The sequence below is a fragment of the Acinetobacter sp. ANC 4470 genome (assembly GCF_002135335.1).
In the GTDB taxonomy this organism is placed as follows: Bacteria; Pseudomonadota; Gammaproteobacteria; order Pseudomonadales; family Moraxellaceae; genus Acinetobacter.
On the sequence record NZ_NEGC01000004.1, the window covers coordinates 296038 to 313988 of the forward strand.

The 17951-nt window shown below is 40.5% G+C and carries 15 protein-coding genes; 6 read left to right on the forward strand and 9 right to left on the reverse strand.

Annotation, left to right across the window (positions count from 1 at the left end; genetic code table 11):
• Positions 1-49 precede the first annotated feature (49 nt).
• The 5 genes from B9T25_RS08325 to B9T25_RS08345 form a co-directional block, all read right to left on the reverse strand.
• A complete protein-coding gene (locus B9T25_RS08325) occupies positions 50-535 on the reverse strand; it encodes a DUF934 domain-containing protein (RefSeq protein ID WP_086187973.1) in 486 nt (161 codons plus the stop codon).
• Positions 528-2171 carry a nitrite/sulfite reductase gene (locus B9T25_RS08330; RefSeq protein ID WP_086187974.1) on the reverse strand — a complete coding sequence of 548 codons (1644 nt, stop codon included), beginning with the start codon at positions 2169-2171 and terminating at the stop codon, positions 528-530. Before B9T25_RS08330 ends, B9T25_RS08325 begins: the two co-directional genes overlap by 8 nt.
• 341 nt (positions 2172-2512) lie before the next feature.
• On the reverse strand, positions 2513-4915 hold the full coding sequence (locus tag B9T25_RS08335; protein ID WP_086187975.1) for a glucose/quinate/shikimate family membrane-bound PQQ-dependent dehydrogenase: 2403 nt from the start codon (positions 4913-4915) through the stop codon (positions 2513-2515).
• 173 nt (positions 4916-5088) lie between these two features.
• The gene (locus tag B9T25_RS08340; RefSeq protein ID WP_086187976.1) at positions 5089-6345 is read right to left on the reverse strand and encodes a carbohydrate porin; all 1257 of its coding nucleotides are present in this window, start codon (positions 6343-6345) and stop codon (positions 5089-5091) included.
• 121 nt (positions 6346-6466) lie between these two features.
• Positions 6467-7585 (reverse strand): CaiB/BaiF CoA transferase family protein, encoded by a 1119-nt coding sequence (locus B9T25_RS08345; protein ID WP_086187977.1) that lies wholly within the window; start codon positions 7583-7585, stop codon positions 6467-6469.
• A gap of 209 nt (positions 7586-7794) precedes the next feature.
• On the opposite strand from B9T25_RS08345, the gene B9T25_RS08350 reads away from it, so the two are divergent.
• Positions 7795-8805 carry an AraC family transcriptional regulator gene (locus B9T25_RS08350; RefSeq protein ID WP_086187978.1) on the forward strand — a complete coding sequence of 337 codons (1011 nt, stop codon included), beginning with the start codon at positions 7795-7797 and terminating at the stop codon, positions 8803-8805.
• A 51-nt stretch (positions 8806-8856) separates the two neighbouring features.
• Here the strand turns inward: B9T25_RS08350 and B9T25_RS08355 are convergent, their stop codons facing one another.
• Complete coding sequence (locus B9T25_RS08355; protein ID WP_086187979.1) at positions 8857-9300, reverse strand: NUDIX hydrolase; 444 nt, start codon at positions 9298-9300, stop codon at positions 8857-8859.
• A gap of 210 nt (positions 9301-9510) precedes the next feature.
• Here B9T25_RS08355 and B9T25_RS08360 point away from each other — a divergent pair, with 210 nt between their 5' ends.
• From B9T25_RS08360 to B9T25_RS08370, 3 genes are all read left to right on the forward strand, one after another.
• Positions 9511-10716 carry an acetyl-CoA C-acetyltransferase gene (locus B9T25_RS08360; protein ID WP_086187980.1) on the forward strand — a complete coding sequence of 402 codons (1206 nt, stop codon included), beginning with the start codon at positions 9511-9513 and terminating at the stop codon, positions 10714-10716.
• Positions 10717-10727: 11 nt separating this feature from the next.
• Entirely contained in the window at positions 10728-12863 is a 2136-nt protein-coding gene (locus B9T25_RS08365; protein WP_086187981.1) for a 3-hydroxyacyl-CoA dehydrogenase NAD-binding domain-containing protein, read from the forward strand.
• A 289-nt stretch (positions 12864-13152) separates the two neighbouring features.
• Entirely contained in the window at positions 13153-13485 is a 333-nt protein-coding gene (locus B9T25_RS08370) for a hypothetical protein (RefSeq protein WP_086187982.1), read from the forward strand.
• Positions 13486-13550: 65 nt separating this feature from the next.
• Here the strand turns inward: B9T25_RS08370 and B9T25_RS08375 are convergent, their stop codons facing one another.
• Both B9T25_RS08375 and B9T25_RS08380 read right to left on the reverse strand, forming a co-directional pair.
• A complete protein-coding gene (locus B9T25_RS08375; RefSeq protein ID WP_086187983.1) occupies positions 13551-13976 on the reverse strand; it encodes a GNAT family N-acetyltransferase in 426 nt (141 codons plus the stop codon).
• A 57-nt stretch (positions 13977-14033) separates the two neighbouring features.
• A complete protein-coding gene (locus B9T25_RS08380; protein WP_086187984.1) occupies positions 14034-15260 on the reverse strand; it encodes a class I SAM-dependent methyltransferase in 1227 nt (408 codons plus the stop codon).
• Between the two features lie 101 nt (positions 15261-15361).
• Between B9T25_RS08380 and trhA the strand changes: the two genes are divergently transcribed.
• On the forward strand, positions 15362-16003 hold the full coding sequence (gene trhA / locus B9T25_RS08385; protein ID WP_086187985.1) for a PAQR family membrane homeostasis protein TrhA: 642 nt from the start codon (positions 15362-15364) through the stop codon (positions 16001-16003).
• A 142-nt stretch (positions 16004-16145) separates the two neighbouring features.
• On the forward strand, positions 16146-17462 hold the full coding sequence (locus B9T25_RS08390) for an MFS transporter (RefSeq protein WP_086187986.1): 1317 nt from the start codon (positions 16146-16148) through the stop codon (positions 17460-17462).
• Between the two features lie 78 nt (positions 17463-17540).
• Here the strand turns inward: B9T25_RS08390 and B9T25_RS08395 are convergent, their stop codons facing one another.
• Complete coding sequence (locus B9T25_RS08395) at positions 17541-17885, reverse strand: hypothetical protein (protein ID WP_086187987.1); 345 nt, start codon at positions 17883-17885, stop codon at positions 17541-17543.
• Positions 17886-17951: the final 66 nt, after the last annotated feature.

Sequence of the window (17951 nt, forward strand, 5' to 3'; positions counted from 1 at the left end):
CAAAAAAGCCGACATTCAGCCGGCTTTTTTATTGATGACTTAATGGAGATTAAGCACCTGTTTGATAGCTTGCCTGTGCAACTGCGGTGGAAGCCTGATAAGGCTGTTTAAAATCATGTAAACCTGCTGCTGCTTCATGAATATCTTTACCTTCTTTCACCACAAAAGTATCGAAGCCCGAACGTTTTAAATAGTTCAACACATCTTTAAAGATATCACCTGTCGCACGAAGCTCACCTTGATAGCCTTGACGACGCAGCAATGCTGCAAATGAATAACCACGACCATCGTTAAAGCCTGCAAACTCAATAAAGATTGCATCTAATTGATCCAGTGGAAATTGGTTTACTTCAGGAGAAGCATCCACGGTAATGTATAGCGCTTTTTTACCAGATACATTTGCGATTTGCTCTAACTGTTCAACCGTTAAAACCACATCACCTTGTGGCAATACGCCATCTTCGCCAATCACTTGATAAGTATTGTCTGCAATCGTGCCATCTTTAGAGAGCACTTGTAATGCGGTATTAAGCATATGCACGCTCCTTAAAGGGTTGAATGCCAACACGGCGATAAGTTTCTACAAATTCTTCACCCTCAGTACGAAGGTCAAGATAGGTATTTAAAATTTCTTCAATCACGTCAGGCACGCGGTCTGCTGCAAATGATGGTCCTAGAATGTCACCAATTGAAGCATCATGATCTGCATTACCACCCAACGTAATTTGGTAGAATTCGGCGCCTTTTTTGTCGACCCCTAAAATACCAATATTACCTACATGGTGATGACCGCAAGCATTCATACAACCTGAGATATTGAGATCCAATTTACCTAAGTTATAAATCGTATCTAGGTCATCAAAACGGCGTGAAATCGCTTCTGAAATTGGAATTGATTTCGCATTTGCCAATGAACAGAAATCACCGCCCGGACAGCAAATAATATCAGTGATAAAACCAATATGCGCACGTGCCAAGTTATTTGCTTCAAGCGTTTGCCATACTGCAAATAAATCTTTTTGCGGTACATCAACCAATGAAATATTTTGTTCATGGGTGGTACGAAGTTCACCGAAAGTAAATTGATCTGCTAAATCAGCAATCAAGTTCATTTCTTCCGTGCTCATATCACCCGGTGCGATACCTGTACGTTTCAATGAAATCGTAACGATACGATAACCTTTTACTTTATGTGCATTGGTGTTGATATTAAACCATTGCTTGAATTTTGGATGAGCTGCAAACAATTCAGTAAAGTCTTCATCTGCATAATCTTGATAATCAAATGGGGGGAATTCTTCATCTAATTTTTTCAAAATTTCAGGCTGAATTTTTAAAGTCTGAATGGTATACGCAAATTCAGCTTCAACTTTTTCCGCAAATACCGCAGGCGTTAAAGCTTTAACTAAAATTTTGATACGTGCTTTATATTTATTATCACGGCGACCATGTAAGTTATAGACTCGTAAAACTGCTTCTAAATACGCAATTAAATCTTCACGTGGCAAGAAGTCACGAATAAAACTGCCAATGACTGGGGTACGACCTAAACCGCCACCCACTTTAATTTTATAGCCAATTTCGCCTGCTTCATTCTTCACGATATATATACCAATATCATGGAATGAAACTGCGGCGCGGTCTGTTTCCGCCAATGCTGATACAGCAATTTTGAACTTACGTGGCAAAAATGCAAATTCTGGATGAAATGTTGACCATTGACGAATCAATTCACAGGTTGGACGTGGGTCGGCAATCTCACCCTCAACCACGCCTGCATATTGGTCAGTCGTGGTATTACGAATACAGTTACCCGAAGTTTGAATGGCATGCATTTGAACCGTTGCAAGTTCTGCCAACATGTCAGGCACATTTTCTAGTGCAGGCCAGTTAAACTGAATATTTTGACGTGTTGATACATGCGCGTAACCACGGTCATATTCTTTGGCCAAATCTGCAATTTTACGCAGTTGGTTTGAATTCATTAATCCATAAGGTACAGCAATACGTAACATTGGCGCATAGCGTTGAACGTATAAACCATTTTGTAGACGTAGCGGACGGTATTCATCTTCCGTCAATTTACCCGCTAAATAACGTTCCGTTTGGTCACGGAATTGTGCAACACGTTCATTGACCAGTTGCTGATCAAAATCAGTATATAAATACATGGCGTACAGCTAGTAGTTTCTATTATAACGATGCACAGCATAACGAGATTTAACCTATCAACAAAATGCGTTTTTTACATATTTAATAGCGGTTTTACTGATAAGGGTATCAAGAGTTCACTGATATAGCGAAATACAGCAGAATCCTGCTGCTTTTATCCGATTTGATGTTATTTTCACTTGTTTATCACTATTTTTCATATACAACCTAAATATGCAAATCTAAGCAAAAAAACTGATCTCTATTTTAAGTAAGCGAATTAGATATTTAAAAATGATTCAATTTAAACCATAAAAAAGCCTGACGAATCAGGCTTTTTAATCAATTAATTTACAACAAATTATTTTTGATCTGGTAACGCATAGGCAACCAGTGCATCACCCATCTTGGTGCCAAAGGAACCATGACCACCTGCCATAATCACCACGTATTGTTTACCGTTGCTTTCATAAGTCATTGGTGTTGCTTGTCCACCTGCGGGTAAACGCCCTTTCCAAAGCTCATCACCATTAGTGACATTAATTGCACGAATGTAATCATCCTGAGTTCCACCCACAAACATTACGTTGCCGGCAGTTGAAATTGAACCACCCAGCATTGGTACACCCATTTTAAATGGTGGTAAAGGAATACCCGGCATACTGTCACGAATCGTACCAATACGACGTTTCCAAGCCACTTCATGCGTATTTAAATCTACACCCGCCACATAACCCCATGCAGGCTGTTTACATGGCAAGCCGAATGGAGACAAGAACGCGCTAATTTCAACACCGTAAGGCACGCCATACATCGGCTGAACACCCGCTTCAGTACCTGCACCCTTGGCCGTTTTTGGACGGTTCGGATCTGCTGGAATCAGTTTAGACACAAATGGCAAGCCAATCGGATTCATCACGGCAATTTGACGGTCTGGGTTGACTGACATGCCGCCCCATTCAAACACACCCAAGTTACCAGGGAATACCAAAGTTCCATTTTCTGAAGGTGGAGTATAAATACCGTCATAGTTCAATTTATGGAAAGACACACGACAGATCAATTGATCAAACATGGTGGCACCCCACATTTGTTTGTCCGTCAATCTTTCTTTTGGTGCAAGATCAAAATCAGAGAATGGTTGCGTTGGAGAATAGCGCTCACCTTTAGTTTGAGGACCACGTTTCACTGTTTGTGGCACCGGTTTCTCAGTAATCGGTACAATCGCTTCGCCAGTACGGCGATCTAAAACAAAGACATTCCCTGTTTTCGTTAATACATAAATTGCAGGGACGGTTTGACCCGATTGATTTTTAATATCAGTCAATGTCGGTTGAGATGGTACATCCATATCCCACAAATCGTGATGCGTGGTTTGGAAGTCCCAAACCAATTTACCCGTAGATGCATTGATCGCCAACATCGAGTTTGCATAACGCTCATGTAATTCAGTACGGTTGCCGCCCCAAATATCAGGCGTACCAACACCCGTTGGAACATACACGATGTCCAACTTAGCGTCATAAGCTAAAGGTGCCCATGCGTTTGGAGAGTTTTGAACATATTTTTGACCAGGACCTGGAATTTTATTTGGATCTTCCGCTCCCGTATCAAACACCCAAAGCAATGCTCCAGTATTAACGTCATAACCACGAATAACACCAGATGGCTCTTCAGTAGAATAGTTATCTGTGGTTGAACCCGCAATAATAATAGTTGTACCCGTAATCACTGGAGGTGACGTTGGGATATAACCGCCCGGATAAGGGAATGGCATGTCTTTTTGTAAATCAACTTCGCCATTTTTACCAAAATCTGTACATGCTTTACCCGTGTCAGCATTGATCGCAACTAGACGACCATCATTAACAGGTAAAATAATTTTTTTAGGACATTCTGCTGAAGTAGTTTTCTTCGCAGCTAAACTGGTTTCAAAGCCTACTGTATTACTCGCATCAAAATACGAAACACCACGACAGGTTAAATGCTGAAATGTCTTATCCGCTTTTAACTTCGGATCAAATGTCCATTTCGCCGTACCTGTTGCAGGATCAAGCGCAACCAATTTTTGGTGCGTTGTACAGATGTACATATTGTCGCCAACTTTAATTGGCGTCACCTGATTGGTTGTTTCACCTGAGTCATTTTCAGTTTTAAAATCGCCTGTGTTGTATGTCCAAGCAACCTTCAATTCTTTCACGTTCTCTGAATTAATTTGATTTAATGGAGAATAACGTAGACCTGACTGAGTACGACCATAGGCTGGCCAGTCCGCATCAGCAATACCGGGTATCGGCTGTGCAGTAGTAGGCTGCTTGGTCGTTAATTCACCTCGAATTTCTTGAGGATCATTAAAAATAGAATAGATCATCACTGCAATAGTGATTGCCAATGTACCTGTCAGAGCAATTTTTGCGCCTTTCGTATTGTTAAAACCACGAGTGACCGCTGGAATTAATAATAACAGACCAAATACACCCAAAATATCTAAACGAGGTGCTAACGCAAAGAAGTCAGAACCCACTTCCCATAAGCCCCACACCACTGTACCCAATACAAATACAGCATAAACAATGAGTGCCGAGCTTTTTAATTTTTGCAATAAAATTGCAGTCGCGATGAAGAATAAACCTGCAATGATGTAGTACCAAGACCCACCAAGCACTGCAAGATAAATTCCTCCAATCAGCAGGACTAAACCGATAATTATAGCAACAATTGCCAAAATCGTTTTTAATCCTGAACCTGAAGATGGAGTATTCATATGAACCACCTATTTCTAAAATTCTTAATTTTAAAGCCCATATTTGCTTAACAAATATGAGCACCTATTTTTGTAGTTTTTAGATATTAAATACCTGACCTAGCCAAGCATACGTTGTATCGTTACGTATCAATGCGTTCCGTGTTCTAGATCAAGTATTTATCATCTAGAAACTAGAACACCGTTTGGAACTTAATGCCGCCAACCCAAGCATTTTCTCCATTTTTGTATGCACCAACATGATGAACATATTGCACATTTGGACGAATGGTTAACCAATTTGTAGCATGCATGCCGTAATAAATTTCGGCATTGTATTCTTCATTTTGTAGACCACGAGTGTCTACTATATTGTTGACATCATCATTGATGCTGATTCGAGCTACACCGATAGCAATCTCATCTTGCGGACGAGAGTTCATTAAACCCTTATAAACTAAACCCACATTTTGCATATCACTGACAGTATTTGTGTCGCTATCATGTAAAGTTAAGTTTATAAAACCCGTAAGACCACGTGATGCATCCCCTTGATGAGCTGTTAATTGTTGTTTCGCAACTAACCATCCACCTTGTTTGTGCGAAGTGGCCTCTTGGGTAATTTCTTGAGCATCCGCAGTACTATAGTAATAACCTACGCGGTATTCACCTGAAAGTTGTTCGTTACCGACTTTCGGTTGCCAAACGACTTCGGCAGGAATAATTGCACCATGTGAACCATCAGTACTTAAATTAAAGCCTTTGCCTCGTTCTAAGTTTTCTGGATTATATTCATACACACCGACTTGAGCATAAAGATCAGGGCGAACATTATATTTGACACGAGCTGCCCATTGGCTAACGGGCCAGTTATACCATTGGTCGCCAACCCAGTTCCCCACTTGAGAACCACAAAGTGCCAAATTTTGGAAATCGCAGTCAAAACTATTAAAATCTTCACCTTCACCAAAACGACCGACTTTGATATCAAGTTTCTGATCCAGAAATTGTTTTTTAATCCAAAAATCAGTCAAACGCCACGTTTGTCCACGTCCCCATACTTCTTGAGCGGAACTTAAATGTCCTGCAAGTGCATCCGAAGTTTGTGAAAGGGAGTGACCATTCCGTTCGGTAATCGTAATTTGTGCTTCAGTATCCTGCCAACCTAGAATTTTTTCCAAATCCAGATGTGCACCAAGCGCAAATTGATCCGCATATTCTGTACCATCACTGGAATGCTGTTTGGCATCTAAAACTGTTGCTATTTCACCTGTATAACCAAAGCTAAAATCATAGCCTTGTTGTTGCAGTGCTGTACGCTGCCCATTCCAGTCACCCAGCATCCACTGGCTTTCTGGAGAAAATGCATTATTCGCGTAAACACTTTGAATGCCACAACTTAAAGTTAAAAGGCTAACTCCAAAATAGATACGACCTCTATATTTATTCATAATTAGTGACCTTATTAACAATTTGTAACCTATGTATAGGTTACGCCCATTATTTGTAAATAGCACATATTTTTGTTATTTTATTGTTTTAATATGGCTACTTTTTATCAAATTGTGATATTTAAAAAGAATCCTCACCCAACGTTTTACCAATGTGTCTATAGCTCATTTTTGAGCGTGAAAACTTAATTGGACATGCCAATTGAGGCTCTGTCTGTGCACTTCCTTCAGAAAGCGGAATATCGACTACCCATTGCCGTTGTTTTGCCAAAGGCGATGTTAATGCTTCATCTAATTGCAAAACAGGTTCTACACATACATCTAGTCCTGCAAAAATAGATGACCATTCTGTAAAGGTCTTGGTTTTAATTTTTTCTTGCAGTACTTGCTTCACCAATTTTCGATCTGTTTCATCAAAAGAAGCGCCTTTTTCTAAAAGAACCGGCAATTCTAAAACAGTGGCTAAGCCTGACATAAACTGTGGTTCAAGACTGCCTACCGATAAATATCGACCATCTTGCGTTTGGTAATAATCATAAAAAGTTCCACCATTCAAATGACTCTTTTCAGCATATTGGGGAGTTTTCCCAGCCAGCGTCGCAGCAGCAGCCATATTATTTAAAGTTACTGCACAATCCGTCATAGAAATATCAACATACTGCCCTTGCCCACTGCGTTGACGCTCAATCACAGCAGATAAAATCCCAATCACAGCATGTAAAGAACCACCTGCAACATCGGCAATTTGAACACCCATCGGTGGTGGACCACTGTCTTGTCGACCACTATGTCCTGCAATCCCAGAAAGTGCGAGATAATTGATGTCATGACCCGCCTTATCTTTGTAAAGTCCTGTTTGCCCATACCCCGTAATGGAACAATAAATCAATCGTGGGTTAATTTTTGCCAGTGTCTGATAGTCCAGACCTAATCGCTTCATCACATCAGGTCTAAACTGCTCAACCACAATATCAAAGTCAGCAATTTTACTCTTAATCAGTTCTATGTTTTGAGTATCTTTTAAATCTAAGGCTATAGATTGTTTATTACGATTCAAATAACTATGTGAAGTCGCTTGCCCATTGGCATACGGCGGGAGTAGACGAATCAGATCTGGACGTGAAGGTGATTCGACATGAATCACTTCTGCACCTAAATCTGCCAAATACAATGTGGCAAATGGTCCAGGTAAAAGTGTAGAAAAATCGAGGACTTTTAATCCTTTTAAAGCTGCATTCATGTTATTTTTACTCATTCTATGTTGATTTTTTACCCATATTAGAAATATAAAAGTAACAAAACAATGTCATGTTCAGCCATTTACCTTGATCATTTCGGCAATTTAAGATGTAAACAAGGCAAAATATTTATTGTAAATTGCCACTCAAACAATTTTTAGCGTCATTTAGGTCAACTAAAGTGAATATAAAAGAGACTGAAGGATTTAACATGAGTCGCGATACGATTAGTATCCACTTCGTCAATGCGGCTCTCACAGGCGTCAAACGTCTAGGCATGGACGTTGAAACCTTATTGTCCCATGTCGGCATAGAGGCTGAGTTATTACGTCAGCCTAAAGCACGTATCTCCCCAGAACAGTACACCCGATTTATTAAAATGTTGTGGATGGTGACCCAAGACGAACATATCGGCTTTGATATTCAGCCACGTCGTTTGGGCACTTTTGCCATTATGTGCCAGTTGATTATTCACGCGAAAACTTTAGGTGAGGCTTTGGAGCTTTCATCACAGTTTTATAAGCTCTTTGGTGATGAATGGTCGGTAACCCTTGAACGCGACAAACATGAAGCACGTCTGGTTCCGCTTATTCCAAAGAGCCTAGATCCAGATCACTTCATTACTGAAAGCATGCTGATGATTTGGCATGGTTTAGCCTCTTGGTTGATTGAACGCCGTCTTCCACTAGAACGTGTCCATTTTGGTTACCCTCGTCCTGCGCATGCAGATGAATACGATGCACTGTTCTTTGCACCTGTAATACAATTTGATTCACAGCGTACCGAAATTACCTTTGCCGCAGACTATCTAGATTTACCTCTGCGTCAAACAGAAGAAAATCTTGAAGAATTCCTAAAAGCAGCACCTGCTCAGCTTTTGGTTAAATTTAAAAACACCAACTCTTTAACTTCACGTATTCGTGACGTATTAAAAAGCCAAATTGGTGAAGAAATGCCAACCTTGAATGATGTCGCTTCGATGCTCTATCTTTCACCGCAAACTTTGCGTCGTCGTTTGGCTGCGGAAGGTAAAAGTTATCAAGGCGTAAAAGATGCCTTACGCCGTGATGCTGCAATCCATCTGTTATTGAATCCAAACTTAACACTAGAAGATGTAGCACAACAAGTTGGCTTTAGTGAAACCAGTACCTTCCACCGTGCATTTAAGAAATGGACAGGTGTAACACCGGGACTGTACCGTCAATTACACGGCTATCATTAATCTTTTAAATTCATCATAGTTTCTCCGCCCAGATCATGTATCTGGGCTTTTTTATGTCCCTTCTATTAACGGAAACAGCAACAGACTAATTCCATCTGGATAAATTGGATCATTCAAAATATCCAGCTGCGTTTGGCTATACCAAGCAGCGGTATAACATGCGCCATTCGATTCCACACCGCATAGCTCTGACATGTTGTAAACAGCTTGGCTGACAAAATCAGCACTATAAACAAAAACAATTTCATGGCCTTGCTGCCCATCAAAAGTGAAAATATTTTCAAAAATTTGATGCAACTGTACATTGCAGATCTGCTGTTGAATTTCTTCCATCACTTCGCGCTGAATAGCCTCTACAGCACGTTCACCAAATTCTACTCCACCACCAATAGGCATTAAATAATGTTCATTCTTTTTTGGATCAAAAGCTTGTGCCAAGAGCACTCGATCATCATGCCTAAACAGGCAGACTGCTTTTGCCCGAATATTTCTCATTTGATCAACTCCGCATTATGATGGTGCTTGCTGCAATTTAAGCCCTCTTCAATCTATTGCAAAATAAATTCGGCTAAAGTGCTACATTAAACCGTTTCAGACTTGGCAAGAAACTTCAAATGATCTGATTCGTTCTGGTCATTGCACTTCAAAAAATTATCATTACACTCAAAATCATAACAATTTTAAATTTATTATAAAGGAACAACTATGAGCGAGGCCTACATCATTGATGCCATTCGCACACCACGCGGAAAAGGGAAAAAAGACGGTTCACTGTATGAAGTGAAACCCATCACCCTACTCACCACATTGCTCAATGAACTGAAAGATCGTCACCAACTGGATACCTCTAAAGTCGATGACATTGTGTTGGGCTGTGTCACCCCAATTGGTGATCAAGGTTCTGATATTGCCAAAACGGCTGCCATTGCGGCAGGTTGGGACAATGATGTTGCTGGCGTACAAATTAACCGTTTCTGTGCCTCAGGACTCGAGGCAGTTAATATGGCTGCACAAAAAGTCCGTTCAGGATGGGAAGATATTGTGGTTGCCGGTGGAGTTGAGTCGATGTCTCGCGTGCCGATGGGTTCAGACGGCGGCCCTTGGGCACTGGATCCTGAAACCAACATGGCAGCAAACTTTGTTCCCCAAGGAATTGGTGCAGATTTAATTGCAACAATTGATGGTTATACGCGTTCTGATGTCGATAATTTTGCCGAGAACTCACAAAAGAAAGCCGCTGCTGCACAAGCCAAAGGTTATTTTAATCAATCGATTATCCCTGTAAAAGATAAAGCAGGCGTCATTATTTTAGCTAAAGATGAATTTATTAAACCCAATACCACTGCGGAAGGTTTAGCAAAACTCAATCCTAGCTTTGCCATGATGGGACAAATGGGTTTCGATGCCATCGCCCTACAAAAATATCCTGAAGTTCAAAATATTAACCATGTGCATCATGCAGGGAATTCATCAGGCATTGTCGATGGCGCTGCACTTGTTTTGTTGGCTTCTGAAAAAGCAGTTAAGGAGCAAGGGCTAAAACCGCGTGCCAAAGTTTTGGCAACGGCATTGGTCGGTAGTGACCCGACTATCATGTTGACAGGCCCTGCACCTGCTGCACGTAAAGCTTTAGCCAAAGCAGGCTTAACGATTAATGATATTGACCTGTTTGAAGTCAATGAAGCTTTTGCTGCGGTGGTGATGCGTTTTATCACAGAACTTAAGGTTGATCCTGCCAAAGTCAATGTTAATGGTGGTGCAATTGCAATGGGACATCCACTGGGTGCAACAGGCGCAATGATTTTAGGCACATTGCTAGATGAGTTGGAACGTCAAGGCAAAAAGCGTGGCCTTGCAACATTGTGTGTTGGTGGTGGTATGGGTATCGCAACGATTATTGAGTTGGTATAAGGAGAACTATCATGAGCGCAATTCAATATGAAAAAAATGCTGATAATATCGTCATTTTAACTTTAGATTCTCCAAACCAATCTGCCAACACCATGAACGCTGATTTCCGCGCAGCACTGGAAGATACCGTTTCCAAGCTACAAGCCGATGCAGAAATTTCAGGCATTATTTTCCGTTCAGCGAAAAAAACTTTTTTTGCCGGTGGTGACCTCGATGAACTGATTCAAGCAGAGCCAGAGCATGCCACAGCATTCTTTAACATGATTGAAGAGATGAAAGCCAAACTGCGTTATATCGAAACGCGTGGAATTCCTGTGGTCGCAGCCTTAAATGGTACGGCTCTGGGTGGCGGTTGGGAACTGGCTTTAGGCTGCCATCATCGTATTGCCTTAAATGATGCTAAAGCCAAGTTTGGCTTACCCGAAGTCACGCTAGGTTTACTACCAGGCGGTGGCGGTATCGTGCGTATGGTGCGCCTACTTGGTCTGCAAAATGCTTTTCCTTTCCTGATAGAAGGCAAACAATTTACGGTTGATAAAGCCAAGTCCTTAGGCTTAATCCACGATACGGCTGAGTCTGAAGAAGAACTCTTCGAAAAAGCATTGGCTTGGGTCAAAGCCAATCCAATATCGCAACAACCTTTTGATGTAAAAGGCTATAAAATCCCAGGTGGTGATCCCAAAACACCTGCTGTTGCTCAAGTGCTTGCGATTGCTCCCGCCATGCTACGCGATAAAACCAAAGGGTGTTACCCTGCGCCTGAAGCCATCATGGCCGCAGCCGTTGAAGGTGCTCAAGTTGATGTCGATACTGCACTGACCATTGAGTCTCGTTACTTTACTTACCTTGCCACAAGTCAAATTTCCAAAAATATGATTGGAACATTCTGGCACGGATTAAATGCAATTAAGTCTGGTGCAAGCCGTCCTAAAGATATCGCGAAATGGCAAGCAACAAAAGTCGGTGTACTTGGTGCAGGTATGATGGGTGCAGGTATTGCCTATACAACGGCAAGTAAAGGCATTCAAGTTGTACTCAAGGATGTTACGCTGGAAAATGCAGAAAAAGGCAAAGCCTATAGCCAAAAACTGCTAGATAAAAAAGTATCACAAGGTCGGATGACTGCCGAAAAACGTGAGCAAGTTTTAGCGTTTATTACGGCAACAGCATCTGCTGAGGAGTTACAAGGCTGTGATTTAATTATTGAAGCAGTTTTTGAAAATCCAAAACTAAAAGCCAAAGTCACCCAAGAAGCTGAAAGCTATTTGATCGATGATGGTGTTATGGCTTCCAATACCTCGACCCTGCCGATTACAGAACTTGCCAAAGCCTCTAAAGACGATAGCCATTTTATTGGTCTACATTTCTTTAGCCCTGTCGACAAAATGCAACTGGTTGAAATTATTAAAGGTAAAAACACCTCAGCTGAAACATTAGCCAAAGCGTATGACTATGTACAGCAAATTGGCAAAATACCGATTGTGGTCAATGACAGTCGTGGTTTCTTTACCAGTCGCGTATTTGGTACCTTTGTTCAAGAAGGCTTACGTTTACTCGCGGAAGGGGTTCATCCTGCTAAAATTGAAATGGCAGCCCTTAAAGCAGGCATGCCTATAGGACCACTTGCTATTCAAGATGAGGTGTCTCTGACCTTATCTGAACATATAGCAAATGAGACCCGTAAAGCCCTGCAAGCTGAAGGCAAAGACCTACCTCGCTCAGGTGCAGATGATGTGATTGAAACCATGATTCATCAATTTCAACGTAAAGGTAAAGCTGCGGGTGCGGGTTTCTATGAATATCCTGAAAATGCCAAAAAACATTTATGGGATGGCTTAAGCCACTGGAAAAAAGACACGGATATTTCAGAACAGGAAATGATTGATCGCTTCCTGTTTGTACAGTCTTTAGATACTTTGCGATGTTTTGAAGAAGGTGTTTTAGAATCCGTGGTCGATGCCAATGTCGGTTCTATTTTTGGTATTGGTTTTGCGCCTTGGACAGGTGGTGCATTGCAGTTTCTCAATCAATATGGTTTAGAAAAAGCCTTAATCCGTGCCAATACACTGCAAGCGAAATACGGTGAGCGTTTTAAAGCACCACAACTACTGATAGATAAAGCACATACTGGCGAAAAAATTGCATAATATCTGCTGATAAATACACAATATGATCGCTCTTTTTTCCATTCAAGATTAGGGCGATCATATCTCAATCATTTTTTCTCATTCAAAACACATCTCCACCTTTGATGTTCTTATGTTCAAAGTAGATATAAATTTGGTCATATTTAAAATAAAAATCAGGATTTTAATATTGACTTTAATCTCTTACTTAAATAAAAGGGTTCAGTCATTTATTCATCGGCTTTCAAACAATAATGTGTTATAAAGTTACATAATTCTGATTTATTTTTATCCATTTTGGTATTTTCTCATGACTGATAACACTTCTCCTGAAAAATCGCCTTGGGGTTGGAAAGCCCTCATTATCGCTTTTATTTTAAGTGCTTTTTTCCTCGGCTTTTTCTATCTTGCTATAAGCAACGAACCTGATTACATGCCAAGTCAGAAGCGTGCTGAGAGCAATCAGACCGCTTTTAAAAATGCACCAGTCATGTCTCAAGAAGCACTGACTGAAGCTGAAAAACAAAAAAATCTAAGTGAGGCAAGTGCGTCAGCAACCACAGAAGCTCCTCATATGCCGGCAGACGAGCATGCTGGGATGGCAGAAAATAAAACAGCAACAGAATCTGAACAGGGTCATTAATTTTTAGATTCATCAAATAAAAGCCACGAAAAGTGGCTTTTATTTTTTCAAAATCAATCATTCCATCAAGCAAATAAAAGCCTCATATCTACATGTGGAATGCCACAATCCAAATATTCATCGCCCTGAACTTTAAAACCCAAACTTTCATAAAATGCGATGGCATGAACCTGTGCCGACAACTTTAAAAATTCACGTTGTTCATGTTTCGCCTGCTGAATAATTTCAAGCATCAACACACGACCAACGCCCTTGCCACGATATTCCTTAAGTACAGCCACACGCCCGACACTGTTATTTTTCAAAAGTCGTGCCGTAGCAATCGGCTGATGCTGATCTAAAACCACAAAATGTAAAGAAATGGCATCTTCTGCATCCCATTCATCTTCAGGTGCAATTTGTTGTTCTTGAATAAACACCGTCTCACGAATGTATTTGGCATCTTGCTGTAAATCAGTCCACAGACCTGAATATATCTTAAACTCTGACATTACAATTTTTTATCCTAGAACTAAAAGCAACTTGAACACTATTTTTAACAACTTAAATTAACACTTTTCGCCAATATTTTGCTGATCCCACTGATGATTCAGTAACAATTCAAGTGAATGTTTTTGAATACCATACATTTGTTTTAACGCCACAATTTGCGCTAAAACTGCCTGATCAGGTGCTTCAAAATCTTGACGTTTGGTCGCCAAAATCATTTTATTTTTACTGGTATGTTCCAAAGCCACAAACTCAAAAACTTTGGTTTCATAGCCATAGGCTTTTAACAATAAGGCACGAATGGTATCGGTCAGCATTTCCGCTTGTTGTCCAGCATGAATCCCAAATTGCAACATCGGCTTCAACACAGCTGGACTTTGCATTTGTGGACGTAATTCTTTATGGCAACACGGCGCGCACATAATCATTTGGGCATTTAAACGAATTCCTGTATGAATGGCAAAATCCGTGGCCACGTCACAGGCATGTAGTGCAATCATCACATCTAAGTGTTCAGGTTGATAGGTTCGGACATCACCTTGGAAAAAATCCAGTTGCGTAAATTGCGATTCTTGCACCACCTTTTGACAAAATTCGACCATTTTAGGGTTCAGCTCGACCCCAGTGACAAATGGCGTTTGACCTTGTTTGGCTAAATAGTCATATAAAGCAAAGGTCAGATAACCTTTACCCGAACCAAAATCAACCACACGTAAAGTATGCTCTTGCGGCGTAATTTGAGCTAAAGCACCTGAAAAAATTTCCACAAATTTATTAATCTGTTTCCACTTACGCGCCATGCTTGGAATAATTTGTGCTTTGTTGTCGGTAATCCCTAACGGTTGTAAAAAATAACTGTCTTGATCAACATAACGATGCTTGGCACGATCATGCCCCTGTTGGTGTTCTAAAGTCTGAGACTTTGCTACAGCTTGATTTTTAGTGACCGTTAACATGGCTTTTTTCTTATTCTTTTTCAGTTGTAGCTCCTCGGTACTGGTAAAAAGATTGGCTTGCTTACAGTGTGCCAATAAATTTTGAATGAGTTGCTGCGCTTCTGCCAAAGGATAGTTTTTCGTGACATCCTGAGTCTTATAACGATACAGGCCACTTAAAACAGGCTGATCTTGTAATAAAATAACGCGTAACGTGATTTTCTCTAAATGTTCTAATTCACCTTTATATTGGCTCAGAATTATTCGATCAAAACTTTGTGTTTCAATAGCTTGCTGAAAGGCATCTAAGAATTGTTGTTCCTGAATAAAAGAAGAAGCCAATTGCGACATGAAGATAACTCGAATAAATTAAGCTGTGAGTGTAAAACTTCTTACTTTAAAGGTAAAATCTCATTACTATACAAATGTATTTTTAATTATAGAAATCAACCATGACGTCTTTCAATATTCAATCTTACGATCCACGTGAAGAGCAAATTAATGCAATGAGTCATGCACTTGGCGCAATACTCGCAGTTATTGCGAGTATCTTGCTGTTGATTAAAGGCAATTATTTACCACTAGGACAATTTCTGGGCTTATCTGTCTATGCGTTCAGTATGATCCTACTTTTTTCAAGTTCCGCCCTTTATCACTTTGCCACTGACGACACCAAACGTTATTGGTACAAAAAACTGGATCACACCGCTATTTATTATTTGATTGCTGGAACCTATACCCCTTTTTTATCTATCGCGCTTCCAACAACAAAGGCACATTACTTATTAATTGCGCTTTGGGTTATTGCTGTTATTGGTACACTATTCAAGTTAGTTTTCATCCATCGTTTTCAGAAAATTTCGCTCTTCGCTTATCTGCTGATGGGCTGGCTTGCCGTACTGGTCATGGATGATATGCAACGCTTTTTAAGTGAACAAGCTTTAACCTACCTCATCATTGGCGGGCTTGCTTATACCATTGGTGCATTGTTTTATGCCTTAAAAAGAGTAAGATACACCCATGCTATCTGGCATGTTTTTGTATTGATTGGTGCTGGATCACATTTCTTAGCCATCTATCTTTACGTGATATAACCCTCTATTTCTACATTTTTTAGCAACCCTAAATTCGTAGACATAAGTCGGTATTTCGTATTTTTTTAAGAAATTACGCTTTTTTTAAAAAGATTACCCTTTTAAAACTAATTTTTTATTTTTAATAAGCGTAAGGTCATCCATGACATCATCAAATTCTATTATTGCGACTCCAGAAGCCGCTACAAATTCTAAAACACGTGTACTTACCGCAAGCCTTGTTGGTACAACAATCGAGTTTTTCGATTTTTATATTTATGCCACAGCTGCCGTTATTATCTTCCCTCATCTGTTCTTTCCTGCAAGTACAGACCCGACCACAGCAACCATCCAATCGTTAGCCACATTTGCAATTGCCTTTATTGCTCGCCCTATTGGTGCAGCACTATTTGGACATTTAGGTGACCGTATTGGACGTAAAGCCACACTGGTTGCAGCATTGCTGACCATGGGTATCTCAACGGTATGTATCGGTTTACTACCCACCTATGCGCAAATTGGTATTGCTGCGCCACTGCTACTGGCACTTTGTCGTTTAGGGCAAGGACTTGGTTTAGGCGGTGAATGGAGTGGTGCGGTATTACTTGCAACCGAAAATGCACCTGAAGGTAAACGTGCTTGGTATGGCATGTTCCCGCAACTCGGGGCACCTATCGGCTTTATTTTAGCAACAGGTTCCTTTTTAACCCTAGGTGCATTGATGTCTGAAGCAGACTTCATGCAATGGGGCTGGCGTATTCCATTCATTGCCAGTTCACTGCTGGTAATTGTTGGTCTTTGGATTCGTCTAAAACTGCACGAAACACCTGCATTCCAGAAAGTCTTGGATAAGCAAAAAGAAGTCAATATTCCATTTAAAGAAGTCATGACCAAACATTGGCGCATGCTTATTTTGGGTACAATCGCTGCTATTTGTACCTTTGTCGTGTTCTATTTAACCACAGTCTTCGCACTCAACTGGGGAACTACACAACTTGGTTATACCCGTGCCGAATTCTTAAAACTTCAATTGATTGCGACGTTTTGCTTTGCTGCATTCATTCCTCTTTCTGCGATATTCGCTGAAAAGTTTGGACGTAGAGCGACATCCGTTGGTGTGTGTATTGCCTGTGCGTTATTCGGTTTAGTGTTCTCAAGTATGCTTGAATCTGGCAGCACAGTTATGGTCTTTCTGTTCCTATGCTTAGGTTTATCCTTGATGGGCATGACCTATGGTCCAATCGGAACAGTACTGTCTGAAATCTTCCCGACTTCAGTTCGTTATACCGGTTCTGCATTAACCTTTAACCTTGCAGGTATTTTTGGAGCATCTTTTGCACCATTGATTGCAACCAAACTTGCCACTACTTATGGTTTACAAGCAGTCGGTTATTATTTAACAGCTGCATCCATCTTGTCACTTCTTGCTTTCTTAGCCATTCGTGAAACAAAAAATGATGACGTAAATAACCAAGTTTAATGTCGCCACACCCTAAAAAAACCAGCGTCATTACGCTGGTTTTTTTATATAATTTTTATGGCTGTTTATATAGTTTTCTCAGATTTGTTCATCACTTAACATTTCTTGATAGATCTCTTCAAAAACCATGCGATCGCCACCTGCATTGTAATAACTTGGAACAATATAAGTCACCAGTTGGCGATAGCGTTCTGTGCCATATAAATGCTCAAGCAATGCTTCCACATTATTTTCATCAAAGCCAAATGCCGCGACCAGTTGCTCAAATTTTTGATAAAATGCACGCGCAAATTCTGGCGTATTCACCTCATCCTTTCCTACTTGCTGAAAATCCTTTTCTAACGTGATTAAACCCACTTCGAGCTGTGCCGATTGCGTTTCTGTTAAAGCGAAAAACTGACCCACTTCTTGCGAAAAAGACATTGTCTCCTCCTATGGTTCTTAATTTAATCTTTATCATATCGCAATTTCTCAACACGAAAATTTATA